Annotated in this window: 16 protein-coding genes and 1 pseudogene; 8 read left to right on the top strand and 9 right to left on the bottom strand. The window is 72.5% G+C overall.

The features are described from left to right. Window positions 1–76: 76 nt before the first annotated feature. Window positions 77–2,050, top strand: coding sequence for a hypothetical protein (locus J1M64_RS04345; RefSeq protein ID WP_163376234.1), 1,974 nt, complete (start codon window positions 77–79; stop codon window positions 2,048–2,050). On the opposite strand, the gene J1M64_RS04340 is transcribed toward J1M64_RS04345, so the two are convergent. Continuing rightward, window positions 2,031–3,251 (bottom strand): glycosyltransferase family 4 protein, encoded by a 1,221-nt coding sequence (locus J1M64_RS04340; protein WP_206473053.1) that lies wholly within the window; start codon window positions 3,249–3,251, stop codon window positions 2,031–2,033. The genes J1M64_RS04345 and J1M64_RS04340 overlap by 20 nt on opposite strands. Window positions 3,252–3,321: 70 nt before the next feature. Between J1M64_RS04340 and J1M64_RS04335 the strand changes: the two genes are divergently transcribed. Continuing rightward, window positions 3,322–4,140 (top strand): class I SAM-dependent methyltransferase, encoded by an 819-nt coding sequence (locus tag J1M64_RS04335; protein WP_206473051.1) that lies wholly within the window; start codon window positions 3,322–3,324, stop codon window positions 4,138–4,140. A 36-nt stretch (window positions 4,141–4,176) separates the two neighbouring features. Further along, window positions 4,177–5,688, top strand: a complete 1,512-nt coding sequence (locus J1M64_RS04330) for an aldehyde dehydrogenase (RefSeq protein ID WP_307872367.1) — start codon at window positions 4,177–4,179, stop codon at window positions 5,686–5,688. Window positions 5,689–5,773: 85 nt separating this feature from the next. Here J1M64_RS04330 and J1M64_RS04325 read toward each other — a convergent pair whose 3' ends face one another. The 7 genes from J1M64_RS04325 to J1M64_RS04295 form a co-directional block, all read right to left on the bottom strand. Then, window positions 5,774–6,436 (bottom strand): response regulator transcription factor, encoded by a 663-nt coding sequence (locus tag J1M64_RS04325; RefSeq protein ID WP_067715955.1) that lies wholly within the window; start codon window positions 6,434–6,436, stop codon window positions 5,774–5,776. Window positions 6,437–6,534: 98 nt separating this feature from the next. Continuing rightward, on the bottom strand, window positions 6,535–8,118 hold the full coding sequence (locus J1M64_RS20315) for an ATP-binding protein (RefSeq protein WP_206473049.1): 1,584 nt from the start codon (window positions 8,116–8,118) through the stop codon (window positions 6,535–6,537). Continuing rightward, a complete protein-coding gene (locus tag J1M64_RS04315) occupies window positions 8,115–8,957 on the bottom strand; it encodes a hypothetical protein (RefSeq protein ID WP_206473047.1) in 843 nt (280 codons plus the stop codon). The genes J1M64_RS20315 and J1M64_RS04315 overlap by 4 nt, the downstream gene beginning before the upstream one ends. Window positions 8,958–9,118: 161 nt before the next feature. Continuing rightward, entirely contained in the window at window positions 9,119–10,945 is a 1,827-nt protein-coding gene (locus J1M64_RS04310) for a phosphoenolpyruvate carboxykinase (GTP) (protein WP_096906647.1), read from the bottom strand. Window positions 10,946–11,062: 117 nt separating this feature from the next. Continuing rightward, on the bottom strand, window positions 11,063–11,476 hold the full coding sequence (locus J1M64_RS04305) for a DUF6802 family protein (protein WP_069389409.1): 414 nt from the start codon (window positions 11,474–11,476) through the stop codon (window positions 11,063–11,065). Further along, window positions 11,473–12,771 carry a hypothetical protein gene (locus J1M64_RS04300; RefSeq protein ID WP_240341368.1) on the bottom strand — a complete coding sequence of 433 codons (1,299 nt, stop codon included), beginning with the start codon at window positions 12,769–12,771 and terminating at the stop codon, window positions 11,473–11,475. Before J1M64_RS04300 ends, J1M64_RS04305 begins: the two co-directional genes overlap by 4 nt. Further along, window positions 12,768–13,493 (bottom strand): hypothetical protein, encoded by a 726-nt coding sequence (locus J1M64_RS04295; RefSeq protein ID WP_163376238.1) that lies wholly within the window; start codon window positions 13,491–13,493, stop codon window positions 12,768–12,770. The genes J1M64_RS04300 and J1M64_RS04295 overlap by 4 nt, the downstream gene beginning before the upstream one ends. 147 nt (window positions 13,494–13,640) lie before the next feature. On the opposite strand from J1M64_RS04295, the gene trmB reads away from it, so the two are divergent. From trmB to J1M64_RS04270, 5 genes are all read left to right on the top strand, one after another. After that, window positions 13,641–14,399: a tRNA (guanosine(46)-N7)-methyltransferase TrmB gene (gene trmB / locus J1M64_RS04290; RefSeq protein ID WP_163376239.1), complete on the top strand. Its 759-nt coding sequence runs from the start codon at window positions 13,641–13,643 to the stop codon at window positions 14,397–14,399. Between the two features lie 47 nt (window positions 14,400–14,446). Continuing rightward, entirely contained in the window at window positions 14,447–15,121 is a 675-nt protein-coding gene (locus J1M64_RS04285) for an NYN domain-containing protein (protein ID WP_096906650.1), read from the top strand. A gap of 10 nt (window positions 15,122–15,131) precedes the next feature. Then, the gene (locus J1M64_RS04280) at window positions 15,132–17,681 is read left to right on the top strand and encodes an MMPL family transporter (RefSeq protein ID WP_163376240.1); all 2,550 of its coding nucleotides are present in this window, start codon (window positions 15,132–15,134) and stop codon (window positions 17,679–17,681) included. A gap of 64 nt (window positions 17,682–17,745) precedes the next feature. Beyond that, on the top strand, window positions 17,746–19,071 hold the full coding sequence (locus J1M64_RS04275) for a YbhN family protein (protein ID WP_096906652.1): 1,326 nt from the start codon (window positions 17,746–17,748) through the stop codon (window positions 19,069–19,071). Window positions 19,072–19,076: 5 nt separating this feature from the next. Then, entirely contained in the window at window positions 19,077–19,448 is a 372-nt protein-coding gene (locus J1M64_RS04270; RefSeq protein ID WP_082923893.1) for a DUF3054 domain-containing protein, read from the top strand. Between the two features lie 27 nt (window positions 19,449–19,475). Here J1M64_RS04270 and J1M64_RS04265 read toward each other — a convergent pair. After that, a pseudogene (locus J1M64_RS04265) lies at window positions 19,476–19,656 on the bottom strand (hypothetical protein); the annotation flags it as partial.

Genomic DNA, 19,656 nt, shown 5'->3' with positions numbered 1-19,656 from the left:
GCCCGGTGGCTGGCCGCCGGCGGCGCGGCCGCGCGGTGGCGGCGGGCCCCGCGCGCGGGCGTGGTGGAATGAGCGCATGTCGTCCGCTGTCGGTTCCCGTCGCGTGACCTTGCGATCCACCGGGAGGGACGCTGCGGTGGACGCGGCCGTGGGGGCGGTGGTGACCGCCCTGCTGCTGGCGGGGGTGGCGCGGCCCGGGTTCCCCCTGCTCAGGGACTGGGTGGCCACGCCGACACCGCCCCTGTCGGACGCCGCGCTCGGGCTGGGGGAGTCGGCGGCGCGGGCGGTGCCCCAGGACGTGGCGGTGGTGTGGGCGACCCGCGCGCTGCAGGCGGTGGGGTTGCCGGTGTGGCCGCTGACCGGCGTTCTCACCGCCGTGTTCTGCATCTGGTTGGCGGTGGCGGCGGGGGCGCTGGTGCGCCGGGTCCTGCCCGGCGACGCGGCCGCGGGGCTGTCCGGGCTCTGGCTGCGCCTGCCCGCCGTGGTGGGGGCGGTGTGGAACCCGTTCGTGGTGGAGCGGCTGCTGCAGGGGCACTGGTCCGTGCTGGCCGGGACGGCGGCGGTGATGTCGATGCCGGTGTTGTTGGCCTCCTCCGGCGCCCTCGGTGGCGCCCTCGGTGGCGCGCCCGGTCGGCGCCGGGTGGCGGCGGCGTGCGCGGCGCTGGCCGCGGCGGGGCTCACGCCGACGGGCTGGGTCCTCGCGGTCGTCGCCGCGGCGGTGTCGCTGTTCAGCGGCGGTGCGGGTGGCGGTGACAGTGCCGGTGATAGTGCGGGTCCCGCCGCGCGGCCGGGCCGGCGCGTCTGTGCAGCGCTGGCGTTGGTCGCCACGGCCGTGGTCACCGCGCTGCCGTGGCTGCTCGCGACCGCACTCGCCCCGGCCGGGACCGGCACCGCGCCGACCGCCGGCACGGGCGTGAGCGCGTTCGCCGCCCGCGCCGAGCCCGGCATCGGCACCTTCGGGTCCGTGGTCGCCCTGGGCGGAATCTGGAACTCGGAGGCGGTGCCGCCGTCGCGGGCCACGTGGTGGTCGGCCGTGGCGCTCGTGCTGCTGCTCGTCGTGTGGGCGGTGGCGGCGCGCGGGGTGTGGCGGGCGCGCCGCGATCCGGTGGTGCGGGCGACGGTACCGCTGGCGGTCGGGACGTGGCTGCTGGTGGCGGCCGCCGCGACGGGGCCGGGCCTGGCCGCGCTGGAGACCGTCGTCGCCGCGGTCCCCGGCGCGGGTCTGCTGCGCGACACCCAGAAGTTCGTCGCACTGGCGCTCCCGGCGACCGTGCTGGCGCTGGCCTTCGCCGCCCGCGAGCTGGCCGGGCGACTCCGACCGGCCGGGGCGGGCCTGCTGCTCACGGCGGTGGCCGTCGCCGCCGTCCCCGACGCCCCGCGCGCCCTGTGGGACCAGCTGCGGCCGGTCACCTACGGCCAGGACTGGGAGCAGGTGGCGCGGATCGTCGACGGGAGGCCCGGTGACCTGCTGGTCCTGCCGGCGGGGTCCTTCCGCTCGACGCCGTTGTGGGCGGGCGGCGCGGCGGTGCTCGATCCGGCGCCCCGACTGCTCGACACCCGCGTGCTGGTGCCCGGAGACCTGGTCGTCGGCGGGGCTGCCGGCGACGACGCGGCCGCGGTGCCGGGCGAGGGTGATCGCGCGAGGCGGGCCACCGAGGCGCTGCTGCGAGGGGACGATCCGAGCGTCCTGGCCGGACTGGGGGTGCGGTGGGTGCTCGACGAGCGCACGTCCGCCGGCCCGCGCGGGCGGGCGGCGCGGACGCTGGCCGGGACACCGCCGGAGTCGACGACGACGAGGTTCACCGGCTCCGAACTCGTCCTGCACGAGCTGGCCGCGCCGAACGGGCCGGGTGGGGCGGATGCCCGATGGGAGGCCACCGCCGAGCCCGCGGCTCCGGCGTCGGCCCGCGGATGGGTGCTGGCGGCGCACGCGCTGTGGCTGCTCACGCTCGCCCTCGCCGTGGCCGTTGCCAGCGTCTCCACCGCGACCACCACGGCGCGCCGGGACGCGTACGCCGCGGGAGGTCCGGTCAGCCGGCCCGGCCGCTGATCACACCGCTCACGCGCCGGCCCTCGGTGACCGCCCGGAGGACCTGCGCCATCGCCGCTCCGGTGGCGGGCCAGGACAGTCCCACAGCCTTGCGGCGGGCGGCCTCACCCATGCGTCCCCGCAGGTCGGGGTCCGCCAGGAGGCGATCGGTGGCCAGGGTCATGGCCGCGACATCGTCCACGAGGAGGCCCGTCTCGCCGTCGTCGATCGAGTCCCGTAGTCCCGCGGCGTGGTGGTAGCCGACGGTGGGCACCCCGTGCTGGGCGGCCTCGGACACCGCCAGGCCCCAGCCCTCCTTGCGGGAGGGCATGAGGTGCAGTGTGGCCCCGGCGAGGATGCGGTGCTTGGTGGACTCGTCGACGTGCCCGTGGAACCGGACCGCGCCGGTGTCCGGGCCGTCCGGGTCGAGGAGCCCGCGCTCGGCGGCGTACTCACGCAGTCGGTCGGACCACCAGCCGCTGCCGATGACGTCCAGCACCAGGCCGGGCCTGCTCGCGCGCAGGGTGGCGACCACGTCGAGGGCGTCCTCGACGTGCTTGTGCGGCACCAGCCGGGACAACACGACCAGCCGCGGGGCGGCGGTGTCGGTGTCAGTGCCGGGGCCCTCGTGCGCGGCCGGCTCGCCCGGCTCGACGTCCGCCGGGAGCGGGTCGAGTCCGTTGCGCACCACGGCGATGCGCGCGGGGTCCACGCCGAGCCCGGCGAGCTCGTCGGCGGACGGCAGCGACACGGTGACGTACTGGCTGCGCCGGTGCACCCACGGGGACAGTCGCGACTCGATCCACCAGCCGATCCGCGCGACGAGCCACCCGGCGACCGGCCACTGCTCGCGGTGGATGTGGTGGACCAGGACCACGACGGGCGCCGTGGTGGCCAGGCGGGAGAAGAAGGGGACGCCGTTCTGGGTGTCGACGACGACGTCGGGCCGCCGTAGCGAGCCGAGCGGCCCCAGTCCGACCCTGCCGAACAGGATGGCCAGCAGGGCGCGCGGGTAGACCGTGAAGCGCCCACCGGCCCGGCTGAACGTCACCCCGGACCCGGTCGTGGTGGAGCGGGCCGCACCCCGCGAGCGTGAGGTCCGGTAGATGACGGTGTGCCCGGCGTCGGCGAGGCCGTCGGCGACGTGTTCGAGGTAGCGTTCGCTGCCACCGCCCTGGGGATGGGTGCTGTCGCGCCAGCACAGCAGCAGGATACGAGCCACGCGGACACTGTACGCGGGCGTCGGGACCGCCGACGGGGTGGTCAGCGCTGCCGCCGGTATCGTCACCGCCGTGATCACCGACCCGCTCCACCGCTCGACCGCACTGCGTTCGGTGGCCCGCCGCGCCACCCTCGGGCGGTCGCTCGGACTACTGCGCTCGTTCCCGCTCGAGCAGTCCGACCCGGACGTCTTCTACTCCGGCCTGGCCCACGACACGGTGGAACTGGTGGCCGACCTGTGGGAGCGCTCGGGGGACCGGGCGGCCGAGCCGGGCACCGGGCCGGGCACCGGCAGGCTGCCGGGGCTCACGGTGCTGGACGTCGGCGGCGGGCCGGGCTACTTCTCGGATGCCTACGCCGCCGAGGGGGCGCGGTACGTGTCGGTCGAGCCGGACGTCGGCGAGATGTCGGCCGCGGGCCTGGACCAGGCGGGCTCGATCCGCGGCAGCGGCATGTCGCTGCCGATCAGGTCGGACGCCGTCGACGTCTGCATCTCGTCCAATGTGGCCGAACACGTCCCCGAGCCCTGGACGATGGCCGAGGAGATGTGCCGGGTCACGCGACCGGGCGGCCTCGTCGTCGTCTCCTACACGCTCTGGTACGGACCCTTCGGCGGCCACGAGATGGGACCCACCCACTACCTCGGTGGCGAGCGGGCGCGGCGGATGTACGAGCGTCGCCACGGCCGGCCGCCCAAGAACGTCTACGGCGAGTCCCTGTTCGAGGTGGGCTGCGCCGAGGGGCTCGACTGGGCACGCCAGACCGGATCGGCCGAACTGGTCGCGGCGTTCCCGCGCTACCACCCGCGGTGGGCGTGGTGGATGGTGCGCGTGCCGCTGGTCAGGGAGGTCCTGGTGTCCAACCTCGTGCTGGTGATGCGGGCCGGGTAGCTGCCCCACAGGGCGCCGTGGACTCGCTACAGTGAGGTGGAACACGTTCTTGTTTTCTACCTCTCGGAGGTCCCCGTGGTCGTCGTCCATGACAAGCTCTTCTCCGGCACCCGCTGGACCGATCCCATCACCACCGGCGTCCTCGAGGTGACCTCGCCCGCCACCAACGCGGTCGTGGGTCGGGTCGCCGAGACCACCACCGAGGACCTGGACGAGATGATCAGCCAGGCGCGCGACTCGTTCGAGTCCGGCGTGTGGCGCTCCGCCCCGCCCGCCGAGCGCGGCGCCCTGCTGGCCCGCGTGGCCGACATGCTCGAGGAGCGCCAGGCCGAGGTGTGCCAGATCCTCTCCGACGAGATGGGCACCCCGCCCGGCACCGCCGCGATGATCCAGGTGACGCCGACCCTGGGTGTGCTGCGCTACTACGCCCGCCTGGCCGAGACCTTCCCGTGGTCCGAGGTGCGCCACGGCGACTTCGGCGCGTCGGTCATCACCCGCCACCCCGTCGGCGTCGTCGCCGCCATCACGGCCTGGAATGTCCCGCTCTACCTCAACACCGCCAAGCTGGCCCCCGCGTTGCTGTCCGGCAGCTCGGTGATCCTCAAGCCGTCGTCGGCCACACCGCTGTCCGCGCTGTGGCTGGCCGACCTGTTCCGTGAGGCCGGGCTGCCCGAGGGCGTGCTGTCCGTGGTGACCGGCCCCAGCTCCGTGGGCGACCACCTGGTCTCCCACGCGGACGTCGACAAGATCTCGTTCACCGGCTCGACCGGGGTCGGCAAGCACATCGCCGGGATCGCCGCCCAGAGCCTCACGCGCTGCTCGCTGGAGCTGGGGGGCAAGAGCGCCGCCATCGTGCTCGAGGACGCCGACATCGCCGCCAACGCCGGCACCATGGTCTTCTCCGCCCTGATGAACTCCGGGCAGGCGTGCGTGTCCCAGAACCGCATCCTCGCGCCGCGGTCGAGGTACGACGAGGTCGTCGAGGCGCTGGTGGAGAACGTCAAGGCCATGCCCGTGGGTGACCCGGCCGACGACGGCACCGCCTTCGGCCCGCTGGCCAACCACAAGCAGAAGGCGTCCGTCGAGGGCTACATCCGCAAGGGCGTCGAGGAGGGCGCGACCATCGCCTACGGGGGCGGCACGGTCGAGGGACTGCCCGAGGGTGTCGCCGAGGGCGCCTACGTGCAGCCGACCGTCTTCCGGGACGTCGACAACTCCATGACCATCGCCCAGGAGGAGATCTTCGGGCCGGTCCTGCAGGTCATCGCCTACGACACGGTCGACGAGGCAGTGCAGATCGCCAACGACTCCGAGTACGGCCTGGCCGGGGCCGTGTACTCCGCAGACCCGGACGCCGCGCTCGCCGTGGCCCAGCGGGTGCGCACCGGCACGATGGGCATCAACTGGTACGCCTTCGACCCGAGCGCGCCCTTCGGCGGGTTCAAGAACTCGGGCCTGGGTCGCGAGAACGGCCCCGAGGGGCTCGAGGCCTTCTGCGAGCTGCAGAGTGTGCTCATGCCGTTCGGATGGGAGCCCGGCGAGGGCTGAGACCTCGACAGATGTGAAGACCCCCGGCCTCGGCCGGGGGTCTTCACACATCGGACGCGTCGGCGCGGCGCCGACCGGCCGGGTGTCACTCCACGCGGTAACCGACGCCGCGGACGGTCTGCACCTTGTTCTCGCCGATCTTGCGACGCAGGGAACGGATGTAGACGTTGACGATGTTGGAGCCCGGGTCGAAGTCCATGCCCCACACGCTCTCGAGCAGCTGCTCGCGACTGATGGTCTCGCCCTTGTTGCGCAGCAGCATCTCGAGCAGCGAGTACTCGCGGTTGGTCAGCTCCTGGATCCGGCCGTCCACCTCGACCCGGCGGGTGCGGATGTCCAGGCGCATGCCCGCGTGCTCGAGGATGCCCGGGTCCTCGGTGGCCTCGTGCTCGCGCAGCCGCAGACGGATGCGGGCGAGCAACTCGGGCACGCGGAAGGGCTTGACCATGTAGTCGTTCGCGCCGGACTCCAGCCCCTCGACGGTGTTCGCCACACTGTCGCGGGCCGTGAGGATGATGACGGGTGCGGCGAACCCGCGGTCGCGGGCCTCGCGGAGGAGGGTCAGCCCGTCGGTGTCCGGCAGGCCGATATCGAGCAACATCAGGTCGATGTCGGAGATCGTCGACAGGATCGCCTGGGCGCTCTCCCCGTCCACGGCCTCGAGTGCGGTGTACTCCGCGCCGCCGAGTGCCTTCACCAACACCGATCGGATGAGATCGTCATCCTCCACGACGAGAACATTCGTCATGCAACCCTCCTTCTCGAACCCGGAGTATCCCACGGGAAGACATCAGTTGGACGCTGCCCGGTCCCGTGTCCGCGGGTTCGTCCGGTACGTGGGCGGGATCAGCGCGTACCGCTGTCCCCCGACACGACCGGGCCGGCGCCGGCGTCCTCGTCGTCGCGGGGGCGCTTCTCCGGTGGCGGCGCGATGAGGGGGACGACGATGCAGAACACCGCGCCCCCGCCCATGGCGTTGAACGCGAACGCACGTCCCCCGTGTGCCTTGGCGATGGTGGAGACGATGGCCAGGCCGAGTCCGGTGCCGCCCCGGCCGTCGCGCAGTTGGCCGCGAGCGGTGTGGAAACGCTGGAAGATGCTCTCTTCTTCCCCGGGCGGGATCCCCGGTCCGCTGTCGCGGACCCACCACAGGAGCCGGCGGCGGTAGTCCTCCCGCTTGGGCGACGGGGTGACGGGCCCCGCCGCGAACCCGTCGGGCACGGTGGGATCCCCCGGCTCGATGATGCGGCACCCGATCTCGATGGTGTCGCCGGGTCCGGTGAAGCGGACGGCATTGGAGCAGAACTGCATGAGGGCCTGCGTGATGCGGTGCTGGTCGAGTCGGGCCACGCCCTCGGCGTAGGGGAGCACCCGCCAGTCGCGGTCGGCGATCACGTCGATCTTCGCCTCGACGTCCAGCACGAGTTCGGCGACGTCGGTCGGGACGGTCCGGAGGAAGTCGGGACGGTCGGCCCTGGCGAGGGTGAGCAGGTCCTCCACGATGCGGGTCATCCGCGACAGCTCGTCCTGCATGAGGCGGGTGGCCTCGGCACGCCCGTCGGGGTCGTCGGGCATGAGGTCGAGGTTGCCCTGCACGACGGTCAGGGGCGTCCGCAGTTCGTGCCCGGCATCGTCGAGGAACTCCCGCTGGGTCCGGTAGGCCTCCTCGACGCGTTCGAGCATGGCGTTGACCGTGTCGGCGAGTGAGACGATCTCGTCGGGTCCGTCGGAGGGGACGCGCCTCGACAGGTCGGCGGCGGAGATGGTCTCGGCGGCCTCGCGGATACGGCGCACCGGCACGAGCATCCGCCCGGCGATCCACCACGCGAGTACCGCACTGACGACCATGCCTCCGGCGCTGGCCCAGCGCATGTAGAACACGACGCGCCGTGTCTCCTGGTGAGTGCCCCGGTCGTTGACGGCGACGACGATGTTGGCCAGCCCGGCGGGGCTCTCGACCGTGGTCTTGCGCCACCGCACCGAGCCGTCGAGGATCCCCGAACTCTCGGTGGAGACCAGGCCGATCCGTTGGATCTGTGAGCGTATCGCCGGCGGGAAGAGCTGGTCCTCCTCGGACCCGTACCGGGAGAGCGTGAACTGGGTGCCCGACTCGGTGGCCGTCCCGACCAACAGCAGCTCCGAGGACGGGTACTGCTGGGCGAGGTACGCCCGGATCAACTGCTCGACCGTGGGGTCCTCCGACTCGAAGGACGGCAGGATCCCGGCCGTCATGAAGGTCGTGAAGTCGGCGGCCTCCCGGTTGAGCCGCGAGTCCATCACCCGTTCGGTGCTGAGGTTCAGCAGTTGGAACGTGAACACCATCATCGCCGCGAACACGGCGGCGGTGATCAACGTGATGCCGAGGGTGATTCGGAGCCGGGCGGAGTGCCACCAACGGATCGGGGCCGACGTCCGTTTCGAGGGGTTCACCTCGGCATCGGGTGGTCGTCGCCGGACGCTCTCGGGCTGGACACCGTCGGGCTCGCCTCCGTCGCGCCCGCCCCCTGCGAGGTCGTTACCGGCCCGCTCGCGGCACGGTCTCCCACGGGAGGTCGGCCGAGCACCGGAGCGCCGCCGGCGGGCGACCGACCCGCGTGTGGGGGAGGCCCGGTCTCGTCGGCATGGGCCGGTCGGCCGGTCTCTCCGGCGTGGGGCGGGGGCCCGGGCAGCGGGCCACCTGCTGCGGGCGGTCCGGGAACGGACACGGGAGGCCGACCGGCATCGGGCGCCGGTACGGCGGGACGGCCGCCCGGCCCGCGGTCGTCAGGCGTGTCGCCTCGATCGACCCCGCCCTCGGAGTGGGGTTCGAAGGTCACCGGCTGGTCGTCCGCCCCGGAGCCGGGACCGGGGCCCGTCGTGGGGTCGCGGGGCACGAGGTCGTCCCGGACCCGGTCCGGGCCCTGCCCGGCGCGCGGACCGACGGTGTCCGCGGGAGCAACCCGGCCGTCGACCTGCGGGGGAAGCGGTGCCAGCGGCACGGAGGGCACCGTCAACAGCGAGAGGAACGACGGGATCGGCTCCGGTACGGGCAGGGCCGACCTGCCGTCGATCACCGTGAGGAACGGCTTGATCCCCTCGATGGCGGTGCCCGCGTACTCCTCGTCGACGGCCGGGGACGCGTCCGTCGACTCGCCGGTGATCCCGGCGGTGGCGGTCGGCCCGGCAGGAACGGACGTCGGGGCGGGGAGCCCGAGGCCGGCCACGGCGGCTGCTGCGACGCCGCTCGCCACGATGGGAAGCGCGATGAGGCCGATCACGCTGGCTCTCATGCCCCTCCTTCCGGGCGGGAACGCTGTTGCCCGCGCAGCCAGTAACTGTGACATCAACAAGGGCAGTAGTACAGGGCTTCGCCCAGATTGTAGAGGCGGACGGGCCACACCGGGGAATGGTGTGGCCCGTCCGCGTGGGTCTTTCCGTGCAGCTGCCGGTGTCAGCCGAGCCGCTCCTTGAGGGCGGCGAACTGCTCGTGGACCTCGGCCGGGACCTTGGGTCCGCAGAACTCGAGCCACTCGGTGATGAGCGGCAGCTCGCGGCGCCACTCCTCGGGGTCGACGGCCAGGGCGGCCTCGACGTCCTCGATCGGGGTGTCCAGGCCGGTCATGTCGATGTCCGCGGCGCGGGCGGTGATGCCGGCGGCGGTCTCGTCACCCTCCACGCGACCCTCGATGCGGTCCACGACCCACTTGAGCACGCGGCTGTTCTCGCCGAAGCCGGGCCACACGAAGCGGCCGTCGGCGCCCTTGCGGAACCAGTTGACGAGGAAGATCTTGGGCATCTTGTCGCCGCCCCGGGCGCCCATGTCGACCCAGTGCTGGAAGTACTCGCCGACGTTGTAGCCCATGAACGGCAGCATGGCCATGGGGTCGCGACGCACCGCGCCGACCTGCCCCTCCGCGGCAGCGGTCTGCCCGGAGGACAGGGTCGCGCCGATGTACACGCCGTGGTTCCACGAGTAGGCCTCGCTGACCAGCGGGACCGTGTCGGCGCGGCGACCGCCGAAGAGGATGGCCGAGATCGGCACGCCCTCGGGCGAGTTGAACTCCGGCGCGGTGACCGGGCACTGGTTGATCGGGACGCAGTAGCGCGAGTTGGGGTGCGCGGCGTTGCCGGCCTTGCCGTCGCCCTCCGGGGTCCAGTCGTTGCCCAGCCAGTCGATGAGGTGGTCCGGGGTGCCCTCGAGGTCCTCCCACCACACGTCACCGTCGTCGGTCAGCGCCACGTTGGTGTAGATGGCGTTGCCCGGCTCCAGCGTCTTCATGGCGTTGGGGTTGGACGAGTAGTTGGTGCCCGGGGCGACGCCGAAGAAGCCGTACTCCGGGTTGACGGCGTAGAGCCGGCCGTCGGCGCCGAAGCGCATCCACGCGATGTCGTCACCCACGACCTCCGCGCGCCAGCCCTCGATGGTGGGCTGCAGCATCGCGAGGTTGGTCTTGCCGCAGGCGGACGGGAAGGCCGCGGCGATGAAGTGGACCTCGTCGGCGGGGGAGATGAGCTTGAGGATGAGCATGTGCTCGGCCATCCAGCCCTCGTCGCGGGCCATGGCGGAGGCGATGCGCAGCGCGAAGCACTTCTTGCCCAGCAGGGCGTTTCCGCCGTAGCCGGACCCGAACGACCAGATCTCGCGGGTCTCGGGGAAGTGGGTGATGTACTTCTCCTCGTTGCACGGCCAGGGCACGTCCTGCTCGCCCTCGGCGAGCGGGGCACCCACGGAGTGCAGGCCCTTGACGTACTCGCCGTCCGTGCCGATCTTCGCCAGGGCCGCCGAGCCCATGCGGGTCATGATCTTCATCGAGACCACCACGTACGCCGAGTCGGTCAGCTCGATGCCGAGCTTGGGGTCCTCCGCCTCCAGCGGGCCCATGCAGTACGGCACGACGTACATCGTGCGGCCCCGCATGCTGCCGCGGAACAGTCCGGTCATGTGCTCGCGCATCTCGGCCGGGTCGCGCCAGTTGTTGGTGGGGCCGGCGCCCTCCTCGGTCTCCGAGCAGATGAAGGTCCGCGACTCGACGCGGGCGACGTCCTTCGGGTCCGACTGGGCCAGGAAGGAGTTCGGCTTCTTCTCCTCGTTGAGCTTGACGAAGGTCCCGGCCTCCACCATCTCGGTCGTGAGGCGATCCCACTCAGCGTCGGAGCCGTCGGCGAAGACGACCCGGTCCGGCTGGGTGAGCTCGGCGACCTCGGCGATCCACGCGAGCAACTCCGCGTGATCGGTTGGTGCCTGACCCTCGAGGCCGGGAATGGTGGTGGTGGTCATCACAGCTCCTCGCGCGTGGTGCATGGTGTTAGTCACAGAGTATCGTCAAGCGTTGTCGACTGCTCAGTCGCAGCCCCCTTTGCACACCCGGACATGAGGGATTCCTCAGGTCGCCGGTCAGATGTGGCCGTGGTCGATGCGTTCCCAACGAGCGGGCGACGGGAAGTCGCCGGTCGTGTCCCCGCGAGCCTCGTTCGTGAATCCCCCGAAGGGCACGCCCTCCGCGGGGTTCGCCAGCCGCCACGAGTCGTAGCTGCCGTCGAACCGCACGGTCGAGACGTGGTCGACGGTGCCGTCGCCGTCGGCGTCGGTGTACACGGTCAGTCCCCGGTCGTCGCCGAGGGTGACCGCCTCCATGAAGCCGTCCCCGTCGAGGTCCGCCTCGGGGGAGCCGAGGTCGAGGACGTCCTCGCCCACGGGCACGTGCAGTCCCAGCGACGAGGGTTCGGCCAGCGGGGCGTCCTGGAGGCCGCACACGTCGGGCGCCGGGTGGTGATCGAAGGAGTCCGCACCGAACAGCGGATCGGTCATGAGGGACTCCCTGTCGTGGGGGCCGGCGGGGCGGTCTGTCCCGCGCGGGTGGCTCGGATGCGGCGTTCGAGGTCGGCGACCCGGGGGCCGGGATCGTGGGCGAAGCCGTCGGTGATGGTGGCCTCCGCGGCGAGGATCCTCGAGCCGAGTGACTGCTCGGCATCGGCCCGCAGCGCCGCGAGCCTGTCGGCCACGGCCGCGACGGTGTGGGTGCGCAGCGCCTGCGTGCGGCGGACGGTGACGGTGATCCACCCCAGCACCACACCGCACAGGAGGGCGAGCGGGATGACCACCGCCGCGACCCCGGGGATCTCGGCGAGCGGGGACAGCAGCATGCGCCCCACCCCGGTCCCGCCGGCGGCACCCATGACCATGACGAGCAGTTCCTCGCCCGTGTTGCGCGGCGGTCGACCCGGGGCGATCCCGCTGGTGGGCGGGGGGATGCGGGGACCCGCCGGCGCGGCGGCGCCGAGATGGCGGGCGACGAGGGCGTCGGCGCGGCGGTCCGCGCGGGCGATGGTGCCGGCCACCGCGGCGTCGGCATCGGCGGCGAGCTGGTGGACCAGCGCGTCGACACGGGCGCGGGGGGCCGCAGCGAGTTCCTCGCGCGCGCGTCCGCCGAGGTCGCGCACCGACCGGTGGAGATCCTGGACGACCTGCATGCGCAGGGCCTGGACGTCCTGCCGCAGTGCCTGGGAGCGGGTGGTGATGGCCTCGGTGCGACGCGCGAGGAGCCAGTCGACGGTCGCGACGGCCGGGTCCGGTGGCGGTGTACCGCCGGGGGCGGGAGGCGCGGTGGGCGGACGGCGCACGCCGGAGGCGAGGACGGCGACGGCGGCGAGCAGCGCGGCCGGGGCTCCGGGGTGACCGTCGTCGATCACGTGGACCGGCGCCGTCACACCCGCCTCGGCCAGGCGCCGGGTGGTGACGTCGACCGTCTCCGACAGGCCCTCGGCGGTGCACTGGTCGGCGCGCCCGGCCAGGGCGACCGCCAGCGGCAGGCGGGCGGCGACGCCGCGCGCGACCTCGACGTCGTCGGGGCGTACCGGGCACACGGCGTCGACGACGAGGACAGCGGCGTCCGGCCGGTCCTCGGGTGCCGCGTCGACGAGCACGCGGATCCGGGCCCCGCCATCGACGGTCGGGGCCGCGGCCGAGGTCAGCGCCTCGGCGACGGCGGGCGCGGCGGAGTCCCGTGCGCCCAGGACCGCGATCGTCAGGTCACGGGGCGGGGAATCGCGGTGCGGGGAGTCGCGAGACGGGGAGTCGCGGGACGGAGCGGGCGCGGCGGTCACGACGGACCCGGTCCGGTGAGTACGCAGAGGGCGGCCTCCGCGAGTTCGCCCACCTCGTCGTGGACAGCGAGGCGTTCCAGTTCCGCCTCGAGACGGGCCACCCGGACCGTCGCCAGGGCGTCCAGGGCGCGGTCGAGAAAGGACACGACGCCGTCGACCGACCGGTGCCCCGGCTCCCGCGCGTCCACGGCGGGCAGCCCACGGGCCCACCGCGGCAGGACCTCGTCGTCGTCGTCGCTGCCGCTGCCGCTGTCGCTGCCGTCGTCACCGCCGCCACCGACACCCGTGGCCACCACCAAGAGGGCGTGCCGGCGCGGGCGCCGCACCCACGCCTCCTCGTGGCGGCAGGGGGCGGTGCGCAGGCACACGATCTCCACATCGGGCGCCGTCGTGGCCGGCGCGCCGGGAGCGGCGAGCACGTCGAGGTCGTCGACCTGTGCCCGCCACCCGCGACGCGCCCGCAGCGCCGCGGCCAGGGTGCGGCGCCCCGACCCCAGGCCGCCGCGGATCCGGATGTCGACGGGCGCGTCGAAGCGCGCGAGTGCCTCCTCCACCGGGCCGTGCACGCCCGGGTCGGACCCGGCCGGTCCGGTGGCGGGCTCGACCGACCGCCCGGAGCGTTCCCGGGCGGAGGAGACCAGGCGCCGGACGCGCGCGGCGGGATCCGGGCTCTCGGGTCGCACCGGGGCCTGGGGCTCGGTGTCGTGGGTCACGGTCGGCACGCGGTAATCGTGACGCGGGGATCTGCCCGCGGCAAGACCTTCCCCCAGGCAGGGTCACCCGCGCGGCGCGGTGGGCGGCCCCGCGGCGGGGACGGGGACGCCCGGTCGGATTCGTAACCCGACCACGGATTACGGGATGATGGCCGGGTGAACCAGAGCGAGAACCCCGCCCCGGCGGCTGACGGGACCCCGGACGACGGTGTCACTCCCGACGACAGTGCCCGTCTGTTCCCCCGGGTGACGGCCTACCGGTTCCGCCGCGGAACCCTGCGGCCGGGCCAGCAGCGCAACTGGGAGGAGCACTGGCCCACCTACGGACGCAACGTCTCCGACGAGACCGTGGACCCGGAGCAGATGTTCGGGCGCCGCGCACCGTTGATCGTGGAGATCGGGTCCGGGACCGGGACCTCGACCGCCGCGATGGCCGCCGCCGAGCCGGACGTCGACGTGATCGCCGTGGAGGTCTACCAGCCCGGACTGGCACAGCTGCTGGGCATGATCCTGCGCGAGGGGCTCGAGAACGTGCGCATGATCCGCGGCGACGGCGTGGACGTGCTCACCAACATGATCGCGCCGGCGAGCCTGACCGGCGTCCGCGTGTTCTTCCCCGACCCCTGGCCCAAGGCCCGCCACCACAAGCGGCGGCTGCTGCAGTCCGGCACCTTCGAGCTCATCGCCTCACGCCTGGCGCCCGGCGGCGTGTTGCACGTGGCCACGGACCACGCCGACTACGCCGAGTGGATCGGCGAGACCGGCGACGCCGAGCCCGCGCTGAGACGGCTGGACCCCGCGACCGACCTCGGGCACGTACCGTTCAGTCTTGACAGACCCGTGACGAAGTTCGAGGGCAAGGGGCTGCAGGAGGAACGAGTGATCAACGAATTCCTCTGGCGTCGTACGAACTGACGCCCCTTCTCCACAGCCCCCGAACCACGACGACCGAGGCGGACGCGATGACCCCACCTGACGAGATGCGCAACCACGACACGACGGACGTGGTCACGCCCGACGCCCCGGGAGTGGTGCTCCTGGTGTGGGACGCGCCCAACGTCGACATGGGGCTGGGGTCCATCCTGGGCGGCCGCCCCACCGCGATCTACCGGCCGCGCTTCGACGCGCTCGGCCGCTGGCTGCTCGGGTACACCGCCGACCTGTCCCTGCAGACCGAGGACACCCTCGAGGCCGAGGCGACGGTCTTCACCAACATCGTCCAGGGCACCTCGGACAACGTCCGGCCGTGGGTCGAGGCGCTGCGCAACGTCGGCTTCGCCGTGTTCGCAAAGCCCAAGACCAGCGACGACTCCGACGTCGACGAGGACATGCTCCAGCACATCGACCTGCGGGCCGGCTCCGGCCGCCTCGCGGGCGTGGTGGTGGCGTCGGCCGACGGTCAGGCGTTCCGCGAACCGCTGGAGGACCTCGCCCACGACATCCCGGTCACGGTGATCGGGTTCCGCGAGCACGCCACCTGGGCCGTCCAGCACGACACCATCACGTTCCTCGACCTCGAGGACATCCCCGGTGTGTTCCGCGAGCCGCTGCCCCGGGTCAGCCTCGAGAACCTGCCCGACGAGGGTGCCTGGCTGCAGCCGCTGCGGCCGCTCACGGCCCTGCTCACCTCGCGCTAGGAGTTCCCCGGTGTTCAACTCACTCGGGCGGTTCGTCGCCCACCGCCGCGTGCTGGTCCTGGTGTGCTCGGTTCTCGTCATGGCGTTCATCAGCCTCGCCGGAACCGCGTTCGGCAACCCGTTCGGTCAGGGCGGGTTCGAGGACCCCGACAGCGGGTGGGCGACCGCCGAACAGCTCGAGCAGGAGGCGTACGGACGCGACGCGCTCGGCGACGTCGTGGTGTCGTACCACGCACCCGAGGGCACCTCGGTCGACGATCCCGCCTTCCAGGACCCGATCCGCGCCTCGCTCGAGTCGATCCGCACCGAGCACCCCGACGAGGTCACCGGCGTCACCAGCTTCGTGTTCAACCAGTCCCCGGCCCTGGTCAACAGGGACGAGGGCATCGTCGTGGCCTCCATCCAGATCGCCGGCGAGGACGAGGAGATCCTCGAGAACTTCCGGGTGATCGAGGACGAGATCGCCCTCGACGGAATCCAGACCGACGTCGCGGGTGTGCAGGCGGTCGCCGGTGCGCTGCAGGACGGGATGGACGCCGACCTGGTCCGCGCCGAACTCATCGCGCTGCCGCTGGTGTTCCTGCTGCTGATCGTGGTGTTCGGCGGTGTCGTGGCCGCGTTCATGCCGGTCGCGGTGGGCGTGCTCACGATCCTCGGTTCGCTCGGGGCGCTGCACCTGCTGTCGCTGGTCACCCCGGTGAACTCCTTTGCCCAGAACGTGGTGACGCTGATCGGCCTCGGCCTGGCGATCGACTACGGCCTGTTCGTGGTGAGCCGGTTCCGGGAGGAGATGGCCGAGGGCTACCCACCGGACGCGGCGGTGCGCCGGGCGGTCGCCACCGCCGGACGGACCGTGGTGTTCTCCGCGGTCATGGTGGGCGTGACCCTGTCCGGGCTGCTCATCTTCCCGCAGGCGTTCCTCAAGTCCGTCGCCTACGGCGCGATCGCCGCCGTCATCCTCGCCGCCGCACTGTCGGTGACGCTCCTGCCGGCCGTGCTGATGCTGCTCGGTCACCGCATCGACATGCTGGGCATCAAGCGGCTGCAGCGTCACCGCTCGCGCGAGCAGGTGGAGAACGGCCTGTTCGGTCGCATCGCCGACTTCTCCATGAAGCGTCCGGTGGCCGTGGCCATCCCCGTCGTCGTGGTGCTGGTCGCGCTCATCATCCCGTTCTCCGGCGTGAAGTTCGGTGGCATCAACGAGACCTACCTCCCGCCGGACAACACCACGCGCGTCGCGCAGGAGCAGTACGACGAGAACTTCCCCGGCACCCGGACCGACCCGGTCAAGCTCGTGGTGATCGGCTCCGACGGCGGCACCCTGTCGCAGATCCGCTCGGCGGCCAACGAGGCGCCGGGTCTGACCGGTCCGTTCCAGTTCGCCCGTTCGGGCGAGCAGGACGCGCAGGGCCGCGACGTGGTGGTGTTGCAGACCGGCGTGGTCGACCGGAACGACGCCGCCGACACCGTCGAATATCTGCAGTCGTTCCCGATCCCCGCCGACACCGAGGTGTACGTCGGCGGCAACCCCGCCATGGAGCGCGATTCGGTCGAGGCCCTGGTCGACGGTCTGCCGTGGTTCGTGCTGTACGTCCTGCTCGCCACCACGCTCCTCATGCTCCTCGCGTTCGGGTCGCTGGTGCTGCCGATCAAGGCCGCGATCATGAACCTGCTCGGCCTCGGTGCCACCCTCGGCATCCTCACCTGGATCTTCGTCGACGGGCACCTGTCCGGGTTGCTCGGGTTCACGGCCGGCCCGCTCACCTCGCCGGTCGTGGTGCTGCTCATGGCGATCATCTACGGGCTGTCCACGGACTACGAGGTGTTCCTGGTCTCGCGGATGGTCGAAGCACGCTCGCGGGGCGCTCGGACGACGGAGGCCATCCGCAGCGGAGTGGCGAACACCGGCCGGATCATCACCTCGGCCGCGCTCATCCTCATCGTGGTGACCGGCGCGTTCGCGTTCTCCGAGATCGTGATGATGAAGTACATCGCGTTCGGCATGATCGCCGCGCTCATCATCGACGCCACCGTGATCCGCATGCTGCTCGTGCCGGCGGTCATGCAGATGCTCGGCACCGACAACTGGTGGGCGCCCGGGTGGATGAAGCGCGTCCAGGAACGGATCGGCCTCGGCGAGGCGGAGATCGACGACGAGCCCGAGCTGCTCACCGGCCGACCCGCCACCACCGGCGCGGCCGAGCCGGTCCCCGCCGCGGACTCCGGGGTCTCCGCGGATTCCGCGGGCGCCGGACGGACAGAGGTCGCCGGACCCGCCACCGCCGTGGCCGTGCTCGACCGCGAGCCCGGGGCCGAGCCGGAGCTCGAGCCGGAGGCGGAGTTCGAGCAGGAGCTCGAGCCGGAGGCGGAGTTCGAACCGGAAACCGAGCCGGAGCCGGAGTGGCAGTCCGAGTCAGAGCTCGAGCCGGAGGCGGAGTTCGAGCCGGTCCGTGACCCCGAGTACGACGAGGAACCCGACATCACCGAGGACGGGAAGATCCCCGCCTCCGACCTGATCGCCCGTCTGATGCGGGAACGTCAGCAGGGGCGCGACGCGTGACGCTCGCCAGGGCCCTGCGGTGTGGGTCCTGGGCCGGGTCGGATCCTTTGGATATGGTGGATCGATGATGGGCACGCGGGGCGCCGAGGCGCGGCGTCGCATCCGGGTGGTCCTGGGCAATCCGTGGTTCAAGGCCATCGCGACCCTGACTGTCCTGGCCTTCATCCTCTACTGGCTCCGTGGCCAGATGCCGTTCTTCGCCGAGGGATTCGAGGCCGTCACCCGCCCGCACTGGGGTTGGGTCGCGGCCGCGCTGGTGTTCTCCTACCTGTCGATGTCGAGCTACGGCTCGGTGCAGAAACTGCTCCTGCAGTCCGCCGGTGTCAGGGTGGGCTACTGGGGCAGCGTCGGCCTGGTGTTCTCCGCCAACGCGTTCTCCACGAGCATCCCCGGCGGGCAGGTCTTCGGCACCACCCTGACCTACCGCAAGACCCGGCAGTGGGGAGCCACCCGCGTCGTCGCCTCGTGGCAGCTCGTCATCTCCGGCGTGCTGTCGACCGTCGGCATCGTCCTGCTGGCGCTGCTCGGCTTCTTCCTGGTGGGGACGGTGTCCAACCCGTTCCTGCTGGCGCTTTCTGCCATGGGCCTGGTGGGGATCGTGGTGGTGGTCCAGTGGGCCGCCCGGAACCCCGACAGGATCGAGGGGGCGCTCCTGGCCCTCCTCGAGTGGATCAACGCGCGGCGTCGCAAACCCGCCGACCACGGTGCCGCCGCGGTGCGCAAGGTCGTCGAGCAGGCCGAGGCCGTCGAACTGACCAAGACGCAGTTGTCCAAGGCCTTCGCGTTCTCCCTCCTCAACTGGGTCGCCGACATCGGCTGCCTGTGGGCGGCGGCCAACGCGGTCGGTGCCCAGCACAGCATCGGCGGCCTGTGCATCGCTTACGTGACCGGCAAGATCGTGGCCAGCGCGCCCATCACGCCCGGCGGGCTGGGGACCGTGGAGTTCGCGCTCATCACGACCCTGACCGCGGGCGGGCTCGGTGCGCATCAGGCGTTCGCGACGGTGTTCGTCTACCGCATCGTCAGCTTCGTGCTGGTCGCCCTGGCCGGATGGGTGGTCTTCTTCCTCTTCTACCGGGGTGCCGTGGACCTCGACCCCGACGCCGACCCGGACGACGCCGACGACCCGGGGGAGAACACCTCGTCGTCCCCCTCTCGGTCCCCCGCGTCGGCGTATCCCGCCGCGTCGAAGCAGACCGTCGCGGCGGCCCCGCCGGCCGGGCTCTCGGCGATGTGGCCGCTCAAGGGCACACCGTGGCGCCCCCATGTGCATCACGACTCGGGTCCCATCCCGCTGCTGCGCGTCCGTGAGGACGGGGTCGTGGACGAGGCCGGCGACGCGTCCTGCTCGGTCAGCGCGAGCGAGCGGCGGGAGGGGAAGAGACGGTGAGTCGAGTGGCGGTGCCGGTGATGATCGCGCTCGACGCGGCGCTGGTGGTGGTGTTCTCCACCTTCGGCCGGGGCGCGCACTCCGAGGGGCTCGGCGTGACGCAGGTCTGGGGCACGGCGTGGCCGTTCCTCATCGGGCTGGCAGTGGGGTGGCTGATCCTGCTGGCGACCCGCCGCGCGCCCGCCGCCGTCGGGTCGGGCGTACTGCTGTGGCTGGCCACGCTGGTGGTGGGCATGGTGATCCGCGGTCTCGGCGACGGGCGTGTGCCGCACTGGAGCTTCATGGTGGTGGCGGGCGTCGTCACCGCCGTCCTCCTCATCGGATGGCGTGCGATCCGCGCCGCCGTGGTGCGGCGCCGCGAACCCGCACCGCGCTGACATCGCCGGAGGCCGGCGCGTTCCGGGTCAGCGCATTCCGGGCGGCAGCTGGGCCACGACCTCGCGGGGGATCTCGATGGTCTCCGGCAGGCGCACCCCGTCCGGGGCCGGCAGGTCGCGCGGTACGGGGATCGTGAACGGCTCGACCGGGACGGGTGCCTCCGGCGGGATCCCGGCGGGCGCCTCGACGATCTCGCGGTCCGACACG

Source organism: Dietzia sp. KRD202, assembly GCF_017168155.1.
Taxonomy (GTDB): Bacteria; Actinomycetota; Actinomycetes; order Mycobacteriales; family Mycobacteriaceae; genus Dietzia; species Dietzia kunjamensis.
Note: the sequence above shows the minus strand (reverse complement) of the source record. Positions and strands in the feature narration are given on the sequence as shown.